At 73.1% G+C, this 16,264-nt stretch carries 17 protein-coding genes and 1 tRNA gene; 4 read left to right on the top strand and 14 right to left on the bottom strand.

Annotated features, from left to right (window positions below):
- Positions 1-4: 4 nt before the first annotated feature.
- Together ABZS77_RS26175 and ABZS77_RS26170 are read right to left on the bottom strand one after the other, a co-directional pair.
- A complete protein-coding gene (locus ABZS77_RS26175; protein ID WP_354827958.1) occupies positions 5-913 on the bottom strand; it encodes an SWIM zinc finger family protein in 909 nt (302 codons plus the stop codon).
- Entirely contained in the window at positions 913-4,029 is a 3,117-nt protein-coding gene (locus ABZS77_RS26170) for a DEAD/DEAH box helicase (RefSeq protein WP_354828092.1), read from the bottom strand. The genes ABZS77_RS26175 and ABZS77_RS26170 overlap by 1 nt, the downstream gene beginning before the upstream one ends.
- A 165-nt stretch (positions 4,030-4,194) precedes the next feature.
- Between ABZS77_RS26170 and ABZS77_RS26165 the strand changes: the two genes are divergently transcribed.
- The gene (locus tag ABZS77_RS26165; RefSeq protein ID WP_354827955.1) at positions 4,195-5,067 is read left to right on the top strand and encodes a carbohydrate kinase family protein; all 873 of its coding nucleotides are present in this window, start codon (positions 4,195-4,197) and stop codon (positions 5,065-5,067) included.
- A 13-nt stretch (positions 5,068-5,080) separates the two neighbouring features.
- Here the strand turns inward: ABZS77_RS26165 and ABZS77_RS26160 are convergent, their stop codons facing one another.
- Positions 5,081-5,599 carry a DinB family protein gene (locus ABZS77_RS26160; RefSeq protein ID WP_354827952.1) on the bottom strand — a complete coding sequence of 173 codons (519 nt, stop codon included), beginning with the start codon at positions 5,597-5,599 and terminating at the stop codon, positions 5,081-5,083.
- A gap of 82 nt (positions 5,600-5,681) precedes the next feature.
- On the opposite strand from ABZS77_RS26160, the gene ABZS77_RS26155 reads away from it, so the two are divergent.
- Positions 5,682-5,888, top strand: a complete 207-nt coding sequence (locus ABZS77_RS26155; protein WP_354827949.1) for a hypothetical protein — start codon at positions 5,682-5,684, stop codon at positions 5,886-5,888.
- 10 nt (positions 5,889-5,898) lie between these two features.
- Here ABZS77_RS26155 and ABZS77_RS26150 read toward each other — a convergent pair whose 3' ends face one another.
- From ABZS77_RS26150 to ABZS77_RS26140, 3 genes are all read right to left on the bottom strand, one after another.
- The gene (locus ABZS77_RS26150) at positions 5,899-7,041 is read right to left on the bottom strand and encodes a polysaccharide pyruvyl transferase family protein (protein ID WP_354827946.1); all 1,143 of its coding nucleotides are present in this window, start codon (positions 7,039-7,041) and stop codon (positions 5,899-5,901) included.
- 79 nt (positions 7,042-7,120) lie between these two features.
- The gene (locus tag ABZS77_RS26145) at positions 7,121-7,609 is read right to left on the bottom strand and encodes a GNAT family N-acetyltransferase (RefSeq protein WP_354827944.1); all 489 of its coding nucleotides are present in this window, start codon (positions 7,607-7,609) and stop codon (positions 7,121-7,123) included.
- 49 nt (positions 7,610-7,658) lie between these two features.
- The gene (locus ABZS77_RS26140; RefSeq protein WP_354827942.1) at positions 7,659-8,303 is read right to left on the bottom strand and encodes an HAD-IA family hydrolase; all 645 of its coding nucleotides are present in this window, start codon (positions 8,301-8,303) and stop codon (positions 7,659-7,661) included.
- A gap of 107 nt (positions 8,304-8,410) precedes the next feature.
- On the opposite strand from ABZS77_RS26140, the gene ABZS77_RS26135 reads away from it, so the two are divergent.
- Positions 8,411-9,154 carry an SDR family oxidoreductase gene (locus tag ABZS77_RS26135; protein WP_354827939.1) on the top strand — a complete coding sequence of 248 codons (744 nt, stop codon included), beginning with the start codon at positions 8,411-8,413 and terminating at the stop codon, positions 9,152-9,154.
- Between the two features lie 54 nt (positions 9,155-9,208).
- Here ABZS77_RS26135 and ABZS77_RS26130 read toward each other — a convergent pair whose 3' ends face one another.
- Positions 9,209-9,757: a hypothetical protein gene (locus tag ABZS77_RS26130; protein WP_354827936.1), complete on the bottom strand. Its 549-nt coding sequence runs from the start codon at positions 9,755-9,757 to the stop codon at positions 9,209-9,211.
- Positions 9,758-9,876: 119 nt separating this feature from the next.
- Here ABZS77_RS26130 and ABZS77_RS26125 point away from each other — a divergent pair, with 119 nt between their 5' ends.
- Complete coding sequence (locus ABZS77_RS26125) at positions 9,877-10,788, top strand: hypothetical protein (protein WP_354827934.1); 912 nt, start codon at positions 9,877-9,879, stop codon at positions 10,786-10,788.
- A 22-nt stretch (positions 10,789-10,810) separates the two neighbouring features.
- Here ABZS77_RS26125 and ABZS77_RS26120 read toward each other — a convergent pair whose 3' ends face one another.
- The 7 genes from ABZS77_RS26120 to ABZS77_RS26090 form a co-directional block, all read right to left on the bottom strand.
- A complete protein-coding gene (locus ABZS77_RS26120; RefSeq protein WP_354827931.1) occupies positions 10,811-11,029 on the bottom strand; it encodes a hypothetical protein in 219 nt (72 codons plus the stop codon).
- Between the two features lie 30 nt (positions 11,030-11,059).
- Complete coding sequence (locus tag ABZS77_RS26115; RefSeq protein ID WP_354827928.1) at positions 11,060-11,752, bottom strand: nucleoside monophosphate kinase; 693 nt, start codon at positions 11,750-11,752, stop codon at positions 11,060-11,062.
- Positions 11,753-12,466: 714 nt separating this feature from the next.
- Entirely contained in the window at positions 12,467-12,829 is a 363-nt protein-coding gene (locus ABZS77_RS26110; RefSeq protein WP_354827925.1) for a nuclear transport factor 2 family protein, read from the bottom strand.
- 116 nt (positions 12,830-12,945) lie between these two features.
- Positions 12,946-13,020 (bottom strand) — tRNA-Val (locus ABZS77_RS26105).
- Positions 13,021-13,097: 77 nt separating this feature from the next.
- Complete coding sequence (locus tag ABZS77_RS26100; RefSeq protein ID WP_354827923.1) at positions 13,098-13,562, bottom strand: peroxiredoxin; 465 nt, start codon at positions 13,560-13,562, stop codon at positions 13,098-13,100.
- 86 nt (positions 13,563-13,648) lie between these two features.
- Positions 13,649-14,086, bottom strand: coding sequence for a DUF3052 domain-containing protein (locus ABZS77_RS26095; RefSeq protein ID WP_110565654.1), 438 nt, complete (start codon positions 14,084-14,086; stop codon positions 13,649-13,651).
- Between the two features lie 112 nt (positions 14,087-14,198).
- A partial coding sequence (locus ABZS77_RS26090; RefSeq protein WP_354827920.1) for a thiamine pyrophosphate-dependent enzyme occupies positions 14,199-16,264 on the bottom strand: 2,066 nt, incomplete at its 5' end.

Below are 16,264 nucleotides of genomic sequence, written 5' to 3'. Positions count from 1 at the left end.
CGACTCACCTGTCGGCCGGGCCGAACGCCCGGTAGGCGCGGCGCAGCCGTTCGAGCAACCCCGGCCCGCCGATGCCCGGCGCCGGTGGGCCGAGCTGACGCAGCAGCAGGTCGGGGCCGGTCGCCAGTCGTGGCGGCCGGTCGGGCAGCGGCACGGGCGGCGACCAGAACCGGTCCGGCGCCTCGGCCATCGGCGTCGCCGACAGGCCGACGAGCGCTCGGGCCGCGCCGGCCGGCGACGCCGGTACGTCCACAGCGGACGGATCGTCGTCCGGTGTGGATGGATGGACCGCTTCGGGTGGCGCCGGTGTGCCGGTGGCCTCGGCACGACGGGCGCGCAGCTCGTCGAGCAGGTCAGCCCGGGACCGGCCGCGCCAGTGCAGCAGCTCGAACGGGTCCGCGTCGAACGCCTCGGCCAGCAGATAGAACGTGGCCGCGAGGTGCTTGCACGGCACCGCGAAGTCGGGGCAGTTGCACCGCTGGGTCAGCTCGTCGACGCCGGTCGGGAAGAGCGGCGCCCCGGCGGCGACGAACAGCTCCTCCAACTCGTCGGGGAGGTCCCCGGCGAGCAGCCGCGCGCTGAAGAACGCCTGCCCGGCCAGTTCCGTCTCGATCCGGGACCAGAGCGCGGCCGGGAACGGTGTCAGCGCGATCGAGACCTGGTACGGCTGCGGCCGCGAGCCCTGCACCTCGGCGCTGACCCGCCCCGGCGCGACGTCGAGGCGCAGCACCTGCCCCGCCCGCGCGTACGACCGGCCCCGGGTCAGCCGGGTGCCGAGCGCGAACGACTCCAGCACCTCCAGGAAGCGCCGCGACCACCAGGATCGGCCGATGGCGCCCCGGGCGCTGCGTGCCCGCAACCCACCCTGGACCCGGCGGGGCCGGCCGTAGTCGGCGAACCGGTCGGTGCTCATCACTCCACCACCGCCCCGGCCTCCAGGGCGAACAGGTCCCGTAGCTGCCCGGTGGACAGCTCGGTGATCCACTGCTCGCCGGTGCCGACCACCCGTTCGGCGAGGTTGCGTTTGTCGGCGATCAGCGCGGCCACCTTCTCCTCCACGGTGCCGGCGCAGACGAACTTGCGCACCTGCACCCGCCGTCGCTGCCCGATCCGGAACGCCCGGTCGGTGGCCTGGTCCTCCACCGCCGGGTTCCACCACCGGTCCACGTGCACCACGTGGTTGGCGGCGGTCAGGGTGAGCCCGGTACCGCCGGCCTTGAGCGACAGGACGAACAGCGGGGGGCCGTCGGCGGACTGGAAGCGCTGCACCATCGCGTCCCGCTCGGCCTTGCCGAGCCCGCCGTGCAGGAACAGCACCTCCCGGCCGAACCGCGCCGACAGGTGCCCGCGCAGCATCGCGCCGAACTCGGCGTACTGCGTGAACAGCAGCGCCCGCTCCCCCGCCGCGAGGACCTCCTCCAGGATCTCGGTGAGCCGGGCCAGTTTGCCCGAGCGCCCCTCCAGGGCCGAGCCGTCGCGCAGCAGTTGCGCCGGGTGGTTGCAGACCTGCTTGAGCCGGGTCATGGTGGCCAGCACCAGCCCTCGTCGTTCGATGCCGTCGCTGGTCTCGATCCGGTTGAGCATGTCGTCGACCACCACCCGGTACAGGGCGGCCTGCTCGGCGGTGAGGTTGCAGAGCACCTCCATCTCCAGCTTCTCCGGCAGGTCGGAGATGATCGACGAGTCGGTCTTGAGTCGGCGCAGCACGAACGGGCCGGTGATCCGGCGCAGCCGCTCGGCGGCGTCGGTGTCACCGTTGCGCTCGATCGGCTCGGCGAACCGCTTGCGGAACGTCGCGGCCGGCCCGAGCAGGCCCGGGTTGGCGAACTGCATGATCGACCAGAGGTCGGCGAGCCGGTTCTCCACAGGCGTACCGGTCACCGCCACCCGCTGCCGCGCGGGCAGCGCACGGACCGCCTCGGCCTGCCGGGTCGAGGCGTTCTTGATGGCCTGCGCCTCGTCCACCACCACCCGGTGCCAGTCGATGCCGGCCAGGTCGACGGCGTCGCGGGCGGCCACCGCGTAGGTGGTGAGGACCAGGTCCGCGCCGTGCGCGGCCGCGGTGAACTCCGCCCCCCGCGCCCGGTCCGCCCCATGGTGTACGTGCACACGCAGCCCTGGCGTGAACTTCGCCGCCTCGCGCTGCCAGTTGCCGACCAGCGACATCGGACACACCAGCAGGGTCGGCCCGGCGTCCGGCGGGTCACCGGCGAGCAGCGCGAGCAGTTGCACGGTCTTGCCGAGGCCCATGTCGTCGGCGAGGACGCCGCCCAGCCCGAGCGAGCGCAGGAACGCCAGCCAGGCCAACCCGCGCCGCTGGTACGGCCGCAGCGTCCCCACGAAGCCCGGCGGCGGGTCCAGCGGGGTGAGTCGACGCTCGACCGCGCCGGCGAGCAGATCGCCCAGCGCCCCGTCGGCGGTCACCTCCAGCACCGGCAACGCCCCGCTGTCCTCGCCGTCGGTCAGCCCGAGGCGGAGCAGGTCGGCGACGGTCAGCTCCCCCGCCGAGCGGAGCAGCCGCAGACCCGCCGCGAGGCGACCCGGGTCCAGTTCGACCCACCGGCCCCGCAACCGCACCAGCGGGGTCTTCACCTCGGCCAGCGCCGCCAGCTCGTCGGCGGTCAGCGGCTGGTCGCCGAGCGCCACCTCCCAGCGGTAGTCGACAAGGGCGTCCAGGCCGACACCGGCGTCGACGCTGGCCACCGTGCCGGGCGCGGTACGGCTGCGGGCGCGCAACCGGGCGCCGAGCCGCGCCGAGCGGCGCTGCCACCAGGACGGCAGCAGCACACCGAACCCGGCGGCGTGCAGGACCGGGGCGCCCTCGCTGAGGAAGCGGTGCGCGCCGTCGACGTCCAGCTCCATCGCCTCGGGAGCGGCGGTCCGCAGCGCGGCGTCCAGGTCGGGCCAGAGCCGGCTGGCCCGGCCCAACTCGGCGAGCAGCGTCTCCTGTGGGCTGTTCGTGCGGCCGGCCAGGTTGCCGAGGGTCTGCGGCGCCCGCCAGACCTGCCCGGCGTCGACGTGCAGGCCCGGTTCGTCGGCCGGCTGCAGTCCGAACTCCAGCCGCCACCGCCCGCCGCCCGCGGAGCCCACCGGCGTCGGCGTGTCGCCGGTCGGGCGGGTGGCCAGGACCGGTTCGGTGACCTCCTCGGGAGCCGGCTCCACCAGCCGGAAGCTGGCCCGCACCGGTCCGCCTGCGGCGTCGCGCTGCCAGGCGTCCAGCTCGGTACGCAGCGTGCCCAGCGCCGCCGGGTCGACGGTGAAGTCGCGGTGCGGGCCGGCGAGCGCCGCCAGCCAGGCCGGTGCCGGCCCGCCCGGACGCAGCCCCCGCGCCAGCGTGGTGGTGGCGAGAGCGGCCCGCGCGGCGGCGTCGGTCAACGCGTCGAGGGCGTCCGCGACGAGCGTCCCGGCGGTCAGTTCGGTGCCGCCGGCGACGGCTCGGGCGGCGGGTGGCAGGGCCAACGCCAGTGACCGCGCCCAGCCGGCGTCGGTGCCGGTCAGCAGCGGACGCCAGACCGCCCGGGCGGTGACCTGGTCGAGGGCGTCGAGCTGTTCCGCAGTGCCGACGCCCGGTAGGACGCGGCCCCGGGTCACCAGGTCGGCGGCGAAGTCGGCAATCTCGGCGAGGTGGCGCAGGGCGGCCCCGCACACCACGGGAAGCTCGTCCAGGGCGCGCAGCAGAACGAGGGCGTCGTCCGGGGCGTACACCAGGACGGGCACCCGCCACGCGGCCAGGGTGAGCCGGCCGCGGGCCGGGGGTGCGACGGCGGTCCGGATCAGCTCGGGTGAGTCGCTCGGCGCGCCCGCCCGGGTGGGCAGGGTGACGAGCGCGGTGTCCGGGCGGGCCGGCGGGGCGGCGTCGGCGAGGACGGCGGCCAGGTCGGTGTGCCCGGCGGCGAAAGGATGCGGGCGTTCCCGGGGTGGCCGGCCGGAGCGGGCCGCAGGGGGCGGCGCGGCGCTGTCCTCGCCCCAGAGCGCGAGACCGCCCGTCGAACCGTCGCTGGGCAACCACAGCCCGTGGATGACCAGCACGTACTCCCCCTCGTCGCCGTCCACGCCCAGGATAGGCGGACACGCGGGGCGAGGCACCGCCGCCCGTCTGCGCGAGCGGGCGTTCCGGTCGACGCCGTGTGTGGGTGCGTGCCGAGGTCGACCATGCAAGATCGCGACGGTGCGACCCCGGGTAGCGTCGATGCCATGGTCGATCTGCTGGTCCTCGGCGGGCTCGGGGTGGATGTGCGGGTCCGGGTGCCCGCGCTGCCGCTACCGGCCGCCGATTCGCACACCGTCGAGCCGATCGAGCTGCGGATCGGCAACACCGGCGCCGGGGTGGCGCTGGCCGCCCGGGCACTCGGCCTGCGGGTGCTTGTGGTCGACAGCCTCGGCGCGGACCCGGCCGGCGACGTCGTCCGGGCGGCGCTGAGCCGGGCCGGGGTGCCGGCGTTGCTGGCCGAGAGCCCGGGCGGCACCCGCCGGTCGGTGAACCTGGTGGACCCGGACGGGCGGCGCACCTCGCTGTACGACCCGCGCCCGTGGCGGGGTGATCCGCCCTTCTCCGCCGCGCAGGTGGGCGACCTGGTCCGCGACGCCCGGCACGTCCACATTTCGATTATGGATTGGATGGTGCCGCTGCTGCCCGCCGTGCGGGCCGCAGTTCCGGCCGGCGTGGCGCTCACCACCGACCTGCACGACTGGGACGGCGAGAACCCCTACCACCTGCCGTTCGCCGAGGTCGCCGACCTGATCCTGGTGAGCGGGGTACGGCTGGACGGAAGAGTCACGGCTGTCGCCGACACGCTGGCGCCCCGGCCGGTGGTGGTGACCCGGGGCGCGGACGGCGCCGACCTGTACCCGGGCGACGGCTCGTCGCTGCCGGTGCCACCGGCCGCCCCGCCGGGGCCGGTGGTGGACAGCAACGGTGCCGGCGACGCGTTCGTGGCCGGGCTGGTCGCCGGCCGGCTGCGGGACCGGCCGCTGCCGGAGGCGGCCCGGTACGCGGCGCGGGTCGCCGCCGCGGCCTGCACCCACGACGGGATGGAGTACCCGGCGGGCCTGCTGCCCACCGGTTGACAGCCGGCTCGACTCAGAGCGCGCCCGTCGACCCGTCGGTCAGCTCACGCAGGATGTCGGCGTGGCCGGCGTGCCGGGCCGTCTCCTCGATCATGTGCACCAGGATCCAGCGCACCGACACCTCGCCGAGCTGCGGGTGCGGCACCACGTGGTCGAGGTCGAAACGCGCGACGACCTGCCGGGACCGGGCGCACGCCCCTTCGTACGCCTCGACGAGCGCGGCGACGGTGTCCTCGTCGCCGATCGTGAAGTGCGCGACCGCGTCCTCGGTCGCGGTCAGGTAGACATCGCCGGCCTCGGGGGCCAGCAGGGTCGGGAACCAGTTCCGCTCGACCATGGTCAGGTGCTTGACCAGACCGGCGAGCGTGGTCGCCGAGGGCACCAGCCGGCGGCCGGCGTCGGCATCGGAGAGACCGCGCACCTTGCGCAGCAGCACGGCGCGGTGGAAGTCGAGGAAGGAGTCCAGTACGGCGCGCTCGTCGCCGGTGCGGGCCAGCACCGGGCCGAGCGTCGGATCGATCGGCTGCTCCATCCACCGACCCTAGGCCGCGACGCGGGCCCGCGCTGCCCCGCTATCCGCTGCGGGCGGGCGGTACGGCAGGCAGGATGGGCGCATGGCTTCATCCGTGCAGATCCTGCTCGTCGGCGGCACGGCGGACGGGCAGACCGTCACCGTCGAGTTGGACCCCAATGGTCGCCCGCCGCTGACCCACCACCACATCGGGTCCGGTGGCCTGGCCCACGCCGAGATCTACGAGCTGGAGAACGCCCGGGAGGAATCCCGTGACTGGCGCTACCGGTGGACCGGCCCGGCCATGTGACGGGGCCGGATCAGACCCGGGTCAGGGTCTGGCTACGCAGGCTGTCCAGCACGCCGCGGGTGACGTCCGACGTGCCCCGGGCCTGCTCGCAGACGTCCGCGACCCGACGTGCGGTGGCCTCGGCGCGCTGCTCCCGCTCGTCCCACAGCCGGTCGACCTCGGCCAGCAGCGGCCCCTCGACCTCCCGCTCCACGCCGCGCAGGGCCGGCACGCCGAGGCGCTGAGCCAGGTCGAAGACCTTGCCGGCGTACGGCAGCGGCAGGAACGGCGTGCCCACCATCGCCGCGAAGATCAGGAAGTGCAGGCGCATGCCGACGGCCAGGTCGAAGTGGCGCATCAACCCGAGCACCTGCTGCGGCGAGTACGTGCCGTGCAGGATCCGCCCCCGCTCGGCTGCCACCATGTGCGACAGCACCCCGTGGGAGTGCCGGATGTCGTCGCGTTCCATCGGCACGAACAACACGTACGCGTCGATCCGGTGCACCAGGAAGTCACCGATCTGGGCCAGCAACCGGTGGTAGCCGTCCACGTCGAGGCGCTCGGCCGCCCGTCCCGGCTCCCGCACGCTGATGCCGACCAGCCGCTTGCCCGCCGGCACACCCTCCTCGCTCAGCAGGTGAGCCGGGAAGTCCTCCGGTTCGAGGAGGAAGGCCGGGTCGGCGGTGACGGTGATCGGGTTGAGCAGCCCGGCCTCCTCCAGCACCATCCGGGACTCCTGGTCGCGCACGGTGACCTGGGTGGCGCCGGCCAGGGTCTCCCGGACCATGCCGGTGTCCACCGAGTCGCTGAGCGGCCCGACCCCCACCGCGTACGTGATCAGGGGCAGGCCACGTTCCTGGGCGACCCGGACGACCCGCAGGTAGCGGCGGGCCTCCCGGTCGTAGAGGATCCCGCCGCCGCCCAGGATGAGCAGGTCGAGCTGGGCCAGCACCAGGGCGGAGTCGGTGCGGCTGACGCCCTCCCAGGGCACCGCCTCGACATCGGGATGGGCGGCCCGGGTGTGCTCCGGGTTACGAGAGAAGACGATGATCCGGGCATTTGGCTCCTGCGTCCGCAGGTCGGCGAGCAGGCCGGTGAGGATCGCCTCGTCGCCGAGGTTCCGGCCTCCGTACGAGCCGAGCACACCGATGGTCAGTCCGGCGCCGTGCGTCATCCGTCGCTCCTCCCCAGGTGCGGTCCGCGCGGGTTTCCCGCTGGGCAGGTGAACAGTCCTGCCGGGGAGACCGACGGGCTCAGCCCGCCGGGTCGATCCGCTTGGCCATCTGCTGGGCGGTGACCTCGAAGCCCAGGCTGCGGTACAGCCCGATCGCCACGGTGTTCGTCCCGAAGACGTTGAGCCCCAGCTCGGAGACGCCGAGTTGGGCCAGTTCGACCTCGATGAGCTGGATCATCCGCCGTGCGTGGCCACGGCCCTGGTGCGCCGGATCGACCTCGATGTTGTGGATCCAGGCCCGGCGGGCGTCGGTCGCGCCGGCGGCACCGGGCAGGGTCACCCAGATCCAGCCGACCTCGGTGTCGTCGACCCGCGCCACGCGCAGCAGCGCCCCCTCGGTGGCGACGCCGCCGGGCAGCAGCTCCCCCATCCGGTGTACGGAGTGCTCCAGGGCGGCCTGCGGGGTGAACCCCCGCTGCTCCACCATCTTCTCGGCGTACGCCTGTTGCAGCGGCCCGCGCAGCCGGGCGAGTTCCTGCTCGGTCATCGGCGTCAACGTCAGCGTCACCCGACCAACCCTTCCAGTCGTCGTACCCCGCCGGCGCCCCTGCCGCTTCTCACGGTGACGCCGGCGCCGACTCCAGCTGGTAAGCCAGGTGCGCCAGGTCGTCGAGGCGCAGGTCGCCGTCGAGCCCCTTCAGCGCGGCCGTCATCGCGCCGGCCGCGCGACCGGCCTCCAACCCCACCTCGGCGTCCTCGACGACCAGGCAGCGCGCCGGCGACACGTCGAGCAGCGCGGCGGCGCGCAGGTACCCCTCCGGGGCCGGCTTGCCCACGCTGACGTCCTCGACCGTGACCAGCAGGGCGGGCTCGATGCCCGCGGCACCGAGTCGCGCCCTGGCCAGCCGGGCGTCGGCGCTTGTCACCACCGCCCAGGGCATCCCCAGCCGGGCCAGCGTCCGCAGCAGCTCGTGGGCGCCGGGGGTGGCCGTCACGTCGGACAGGTCGTCGTACTGCAACGCCAGCTGGCGTGCCGACGCGACGGCGACCGCGGTGTCGTCGAGGCCGGGCAGCAGGCGGCGGACGGTCCGGTCGGCGGGGCTGCCGTGCGCGATGGCGAGCGCCGCCTCCGGGTCGACGCCGTACTCGGCGGCCCACCGCTGCCAGGCCCGCTCGACGGCGGCGTCGGAGTCGACGAGGGTGCCGTCCATGTCGAACAGAACGGCCTCGATGCCGGACAGGTCCACGGTCTTCCTCCCCACCTGCGCTGATCCCGAGCATAGGCCGAGCGGATTTCGGACCTGGCGGTGCGAACGAGGGGTCCGATGACCGCCAGACGGCAGGCCGGCGTCCTCAGATGATCGTCTGCATGACGACGACACTCGACAACAGGGTCGCCCTGGTGACCGGCGGTTCCCGGGGCATCGGGGCCGGAATCGCGCTGCGCCTGGCCCAGGACGGCGCCGACGTGGTGCTCACCTACCGGCAGGACACGGAGCGGGCCGCGCTGGTGGTGAAGAGGATCGAGGCGCTGGGCCGCCGCGCCCTGGCGATCCGGGCCGACGGTGCGGACCCGACGGCCGTGGCGGACGCGGTCGACCGGGCCGCCGCCGAGATGGGCCAGCTGGACATCGTGGTGAACAACGCGGCGGTGTTCCCGTTCGGCGCCACCGCGGACCTCGACATGGTGGAGGTGGAGCGGACGATCGCGGTGAACGTCCGGGCGCCGTACGTGGCCGTGCGGGCGGCGCTGCGACACCTGGGCGACGGCGGACGGGTCATCAGCATCGGCAGCAACGTCGGTGAACGGGCGGTCTTCCCCGGGCTGGCGCTCTACGCGATGAGCAAGACCGCCCTGGTCGGGCTGACCCGGGGCCTGGCCCGCGAGCTGGGCCCCCGCGGCATCACCGTCAACCTGGTCAACCCAGGCCCCACGGACACCGACGCCAACCCGGCGGACGGACCGAACGCTGCGGCCATCGCCGGGTTCACCGCTCTCGGCCGTTTCGCCCACCCCGCCGACATCGCGGCGACCGTCGCGCACCTCGCCAGTCCGGAGGCGGGCTACGTGACCGGCGCGGTGATCAATGTGGACGGTGGCTTCACCAGCTGAGGACACCGGTCGGCGCCGGGTGGTGAACCGGCGCCGACCGCCCGCTCGTCCGCGTCACCCGTCCCGACCCAGCACCGGACGGACGACGTCGACGAAGGAGATCCGGCGGCTGGTCCGTTGCTCGATCGCGGCGAGCCAGCGTTCCCGGTGCCTGTCCCGCAGCGGCGTCGCGGAGCCGTCCGGCCCGTCCCCGAACCGGCGCTGGTCGGCGTACTCCGTCGTGAGGCTCGCCAGCACCGACCGGGCCGCCGCCGCCACGTCCGCCGGCCCCTCCAGCAACACCAGGTTGTACGCCTCGTCCACGCCGCGCATCGCCGAGTACGCCTCGTCGTAGCCGGACCCCTGCCCGTCCGCGCCGGTCTCCAGCCATCGCCTGTCCAACTGCCGGTACGCCCGGTCACAGGCGCTCAGGAACCCGACGTACGCGTCGCGGCGCAGCTCCTCCCGGCGCGTCGCCCGCGCGTCGGCGCTCTCCAGCCGGGCGACGGCGAGCTGGTGGGCCAGTTGGCGGCGGGTGCTGAACGCGCCGATCAGCCCGGTGAGGGCGGCGGCGGCCAACGTGGACAGCGCGGTGATCAGCGCGACGGCGACGGTGTCCTGCACGCGCCCATCATCGCGTCCACGCTGTCAGCGCCGGCAGGGGGACGACCGAAAACGGGGTCACGTTCCGTACGTGGCCTTGATACAGTCACGGCTCCCCTTGATCAACAAAGGACGTCGCCATGACCGGTGCCGAACCTGCCGAAGGTCCGTCGCCGGACCCCACCCCGTCCGCGGAGCCGACTCCGACGCCGGACCCGTCGCCGGACCCGTCGCCCGCCGCGGAGACTCCGACGGCCGTCGAGGCGGCGCCGGCCGTGGCCGCCGCGAACCCCGAGGCCCCCGGCTGGGCCGCCGCGCCGCCGCCCACCGGCTCGAACCAGACGACCATCGTCGCCGCCGTCGTCGGGGGCGCAGTGGTCCTCCTGCTCGTGGCCTGCCTCGGCCTGGTCGGCGGCATCTTCCTGCTGCGCGGCGACGACACCACCGCGTCCGGCCCGGAGACCACCGCGCCCGTGCGACCCCGCAGCAGCGGCGGCGGTGGCCCGACCGCGAGCATTCCCGCCGAGGAACCCGTCGTGCAGGGCCCGCAGGCCAGCGCGTACCCGGCGGAGAAGATCGAGGACCTGAACCGGGTGTGCGACGAGGACATCTACTACCCGGAGCTGCCCAAACGGGCCGGCAAGGCGCCGCACCCGGTCGTCCTGCTCCTGTCGGACACCCCGGGGATGCGCTACAAGGACGACGGCTACTACTACGACCTGGGTCTGTCCAAGAAGGTCGAACAGACGTGGGCGTCGGAGGACCCCCGCTCGGTGCAGATGGTCGCCTGCCTCGATCGGGTCAGCGCCGGCTCCACGATCCGCACCTGCAAGTTCGACGACCCGAAACCGCAGACCCTGACGCTGGTGCGGACGAGCTGGCGTCTGCGCGTGTACGAGGCGGCGACAGGCCGCAAGCTGCTGGAGAAGACGATGCCCGGCGACGACCAGAAGTGCCCGTACGTCGTCATGGTCGGCGCCGACAAGAAGATCTACGCCGAGGTCAGCGACCGGGCGGCCATCGCGGCGCTGCGCAACCTCGTCACTAAGTAGCCCCGTTCAGCGCGGCGGGTCGTCACCGGTGAGCCCGTCCACCGACTCCCCGGATCAGATCGGCGTGCCCGACGTGCCGGGCGTACTCCGGGCCGAGCGTCTCCCGAAGACCGGCGGCGTCCAGCCCGCCGGTCTTCCACGCCAGGGTGGCCCGCTGGCGGTCCAGGGAGTCCAGCAGGGTGGCCGTCTCGTCGCCCGCGATCGGCGGCTCGCGATGAGCGTTCTCGTCCGCGTACGTCATGGGGTCCGAGGCTAGCGGTCCCGCTTGTGCTCAACCACCCTCAAGCCGACTGGTCAGCTCGGTCACGATCTCCTCTGTCGGACGGGTGGCGTCGACGCTGATCAGGAGACCTGCGGCGCGGTAACGGGCCAGAACGGGGGTGCAGTGCGTGTGGTAGACGCTCAACCGGTGGGCGACGGCGGCAGGAGCGTCGTCGTCACGATGGAACAACCCGCCACCGCACCTGTCGCAGACACCTTCGACGAGGGGCGGTGACGAGTCGATGTGCCAGATCATCCCGCAGCCCCGGCACGTGCGGCGTCCAGTCAGACGCCGCGTTGCCTCGGCATCGGCCAGGACCAGCTCGACCGTGTGGATCCCCAAGGTCTCCAGCGACCGCATCACCGACAGCGTGGGGAACTCCGTCCAGTACACGAAGCCGTCGACCACGTCGGGTTCGCCGAGGCGGCGCCGCACGATCGCGGCGAGAAGCTCGGGCGGTGGCAACCGCTCCGCGTTCATGAACCGGCGCAGATCGTCGCCGAGTTCCGTTCCCGCGCGCACCGCTGACTGAATCGCGTCCCGGATGGCGATCGAGGGAAGTCCGAGCCGGGCGGCGAGATGATCGGCCACCGCAGCCGTCTCCGCACCAGGTGACCCCATCAAGACCAGCCTGGTCTCCGCCAATGCCACGACTCGATCGTATTCCGCTGGAGTCGATGGCACTCGATCCTCGGCGGTCATGCCCGGGGCGAGCGCCGTTGCGCAGTCAGCCCAGGATCGCTCGGATGACCGCCTTGTCCCCGTTCAGTTCCAGCAGGTGCACGACCCACCCTCCCGGTTTGGGCTCGGCTCCGGGTTGGTCGCACCCGACTCGCCCGCCGCCGTCCGCGTGGATCGCCACACTGCACCCGGGGCCTGCCATGAAGCCGCCACCGCCGCCCCTGCCATTGGCGTTGGTCAGTCGCACCCTGACACCGCCATCCTCCACGGAGGACGACACCGTCCAGCTGCCGAGTGGGAATGTGACCGAACCGGAGAAGGACACCTTGCAGTCGCCGTCGGCACACGCCGCGTACTTGGTGCCGGCCCCGCTCGGTGCCTGCGTCCTCTGTGCCGCTTTGGGCTCCTGGGACTTGTTTGCGGTGGGGGCGGGAGATGCGGAAGGTTCGGCGTCACGGGGACTGGAGGGGGAAGCAGCGCGGGAGGAGGTCGCGGTAGCGGCGGGGTCAGGGCTCGACCACCTGGCACCGGAGGACGATTCCGCCGTGGAGTTGCAGCCGGCTACCGCCAAGACCAGCAGCACCGCCCCGATCGCTGTGCGTTTGGCGGAGGACAGTCGGCAATGCTGCATGCGCGGAGTTTAATGGCCCGACTCTCTGCCGGAGCCCTGACGGGGCTGTGCTGCCCGTCGGCAACGGGAACCCAACAGCTCCTGCGGCATGAGAGGACGTTGCGTCAGTCTCGGATTTCCATCTCTGTCACCAGTCCCTTGTCCAGGCGGTAGACATGCGTGGCGGTGTGGTCGGCGAGCTTCACGCCGCTTTTGTCGTGGACCGTCTGATGAACGGTGACCGCAATGCGGCCGTCGGCCTCCGTGGTGAACGCGGTCGGCGTGACAGTGGGCTCGATCTGGTCCCACTGTCGGCGCCAGTAGGCGCTCACCTCCTCGCGGCCGCGAACGACGCCTCCTTCCCAACCGTTGGGCCACGAGACATCCGGCGTCATGGCGGCCAGCAGCGTGGGAATGTCACGCTCGTTGAAGGCCGCGTAGAGGCTTGTGAGCAGGGCCTGGGACGTAAGGCCTCTTGGCGAATCCATCGAGCCAGCATGACCGGCGGACGAAGCCGCTGAAAGTCCTCTTCGCGGCCAGCAGAACGCGCGAGAGTCTCACCACGCCGAGGAACGATCTCCCCGGGGCGGTTTCTGCTGCCCGATGGTGGGCGCGGCAGGTTTCGAACCTGCGACCCCCCGCTTGTAAGGCGGGTGCTCTCCCACTGAGCTACGCGCCCGGAACGCCCCGTGTGGCGGGCCGGTGGCTGGCAAGCTTACCTGCTTGCCGCCGGCCCGGACGCACGGCGTACCCCGGTCAGACGGCCGCCTCGGCGATGGCCTTGCGCCAGCCCTGCTGGTCGCGGGCCTCGCCCGGGCCGTTCATCTCGGCGAAGCGGACCACGCCGTCGCGGTCGATGACGAAGGTGCCCCGGTTGGCCATGCCGGCGACGTCGTTGAAGACCCCGTACGCCTGGGCGACGGCGCCGTGCGGCCAGAAGTCGGCCAGCAGGGGGAACTGGTAGCCCTCCCGGTCGGCCCAGACCTTGTGGCTGAACACCGAGTCGACGCTGACCGTCAGCACCTGGACGTCGTCGTTCACGTACTGGTCGAGGTTGTCCCGCACCTCGGCCAGCTCACCCTGGCAGGTGCCGGTGAAGGCGAAGGGGTAGAAGACCAGCAGCACGGTACGCCGACCGCGGAAATCGGAGAGCCGGACCTGCTGGTTGTTCTGGTCCTTCAACACGAAGTCCGGTGCCTCGGCACCCACCTCGATGGGCATGTGAACTCCTCGGTCGGTTCGGGGGTGGCACCAACCTGCCACACCCCGGCGGTACCGACCGCCGGGCGTGTGGAGCGGCTGGAGGGCTACTTCTTGGCCTTGGCCCCGCGGCGCAGCACCAGGCGGGCACCGCTCCAGTCCCGGCCGGCGTTGACGGTCGAGGTCTGCTGGAGGCCGGCGGTGGGCGCGGACTCCGCGACCTCGCTCGGCTCGACGTGCCCGTCACGCCCCGCCTTCGGCGTGAGCAGCCACACGACCCCGTTGTCGGCCAGCGGGCCAAGGGCGTCGACGAGAAGTTCGAAGAGATCACCGTCGCCGTCTCGGTACCACACCAGCACCGCGTCGACCACCTCGTCGGTGTCCTCGTCGACAAGCTCTCCACAGCGGTCGGTCAGGGCGTCGCGGAGATCCTGGTCGACGTCGTCGTCGTACCCCATCTCCATGACGACCATCCCCGGTTCGATTCCGAACCGGTCCGCCAGGCTGCGTACCCCGTCGGCGGCCTGACCAGCGGTCGCGCTCACTGTCGCGTGCCTCCTCATCTCGTCCCTGCTCGCGGCGTCGGACCGACGCCGTCAGGCAAAGTCCACACACTTGTGCCTCTGCGCGCAAGTGGCGCACCGGGTGGAACGGAATTTACCGTGCCAGCAGCGTACGGGCACCGTCGGTAATGGCTTCCGCGGAGACCAGAACCTGACGTGCTGCCGGACCTAATGGTACAAACGAGTCAACTCCGGCTACTCGACGTGCGGCGCCGACATATCCGGCGTCGACGAGCGCGGCGATGACCCCCTCGCCGACCCCGCCGGAGCGGCGCGTCTCGTCCACCACCAGCACCCGACCCGTCGCCGAGGACTCCCGGATGATGTCCGCCACCGGCAGCGGCGCCAACCAGCGCAGGTCCACCACGCGGGTGCCCACCCCCTCCTCGGCGAGGACCGCAGCCGCGCGCAACGACATCCGCACCCCGTTACCGAAGGTGATGATGGTCAGGTCGTCGGCCGAGCCCACCTGGTAGACCCGGGCGCGGCCCACCGGCACGTGCCCGGCCACCCACGCCCCCGGCTCCGGATAACCGGCCAGCCACTCACCGTCACCGTCCGCGTACAGGTCGCGGGTGTGGTACAGCGCGATCGGCTCCAGGAACACGCAGACACTGCCGTCCACCGCCGCGCTCGCCAGGCAGGTCCGCAGCATCGGCGCGGCGTCGTCCGGCCGCGCCGGCACCGCGACCACCAGACCCGGCACATCCCGGAGTACGGCCACCGAGTTGTCGTTGTGGAAGTGCCCGCCGAACCCCTCCTGGTACGCCAACCCGGCCACCCGCACCACCATCGGGTTGCGGAACGCCCCCCGGGAGAAGAACTGCATGGTGGCCGCCTCGCCGCGCAGCTGGTCCTCGGCGTTGTGCAGGTACGCCAGGTACTGGATCTCCGGCACCGGCAGCATCCCGGCCAGCCCTGCGCCCAACCCGAGCCCCAGCACCGACGTCTCGTCGAGCAGGGTGTCGAAGACCCGGGCCGCCCCGAACCGGTCCCGCAACCCCTTGGTCACCCCGTACACGCCGCCCTTGGCGGCCACGTCCTCGCCGAAGACGGCCATCTGCGGATGGTCGAGCATCCCGTCGGCGAGCGCCGCGTTGATGCTCTGCGCGAGGGTCAACGGGCCGGCCAGCTCCGGCGGCCTACCCCCGAACGACTCCTCGCGCGCCGCCGCGCCCGGCCCACTGGCCCGCGCCGCCGCGTCGGCCACCGCCCGCGCCACCCGCACCGGACGCCGGGGCGCCAGCGCGGCCACCACGTCGGCCGCGGACGCCAGCTTCGGCTCGCCCAGCACCTCCTCGGCCAGCCGGCGTACCTGCCAGCCGGTCTCGTCGTACCGGCCCAGCAGCTCCTCGCCGCTTGCCACACCGGCCTCGGCGAGCAGCCGCGCGGTGGCGACCACCGGATCCCGGGCCAGGTCCTCGGCCAGCTCGGCGGGGCTGCGGTACGCCGACTCCGCGTCGGCGCCGGCGTGCCCCATCAACCGGACGGTGCGCAGGTGCAGCACGGCCGGCCGCCGATGCCGGCGCACCCAGGCCGCCGCCTCGGTCGCCACCGCGTACGTCTGCACCGGGTCGGCCCCGTCGGCGCTGAAGTAGCGGATGCCCGGCCTGGCCCGCAACGTCGCCTCCACCCAACCCTGCGGGGAGCGCACGCTGATGCCCAGCCCGTTGTCCTCGCAGACGAAGAGCACCGGGATGCGCAGCCCGGCATGGTCGTACCAGCCGGCGGTGTTGAACGCGGCGGTGGCGCTCGCGTGGTTGACCGAGGCGTCGCCGAAGGAACAGACCACGATGGCGTCCGACGGCCACGGGGCGTGCGCGGCACCGCCGCCGCTGCCGATCCGCGCCTCGGTGCCGGTGCGCCGTCCGGCGCTGTCGAGGCGGCGCAGCCGCTCCACGGCGAGCCCCATCCCGACCGCCCGGGGCAGGTGCGAGGCGATGGTGGAGGTGGTCGGTACGACGTTCAGGTCGGCACGGCCGAACACCTTGTGCCGGCCGCCGGCGATCGGCTCCTGACTGGAGGCGACCATGCCGCGCAGCACGTCCCGGGCCGCCTCGGCGTACGGCCCGAACCCGCCGGCACCAGGTGGAAGCCGTCCAGGGCGAGCAGCAGGCCGGCCGCGCAGCCCAGCACCGTCGAGCGGAACATCCGCCGGCC

The organism is Micromonospora sp. NPDC005298 (assembly GCF_040607375.1).
Classification (GTDB): domain Bacteria; phylum Actinomycetota; class Actinomycetes; order Mycobacteriales; family Micromonosporaceae; genus Micromonospora.
The sequence above is the reverse complement of the archived record's forward strand: the minus strand, read 5'-3'. Positions and strand labels throughout refer to the sequence as shown.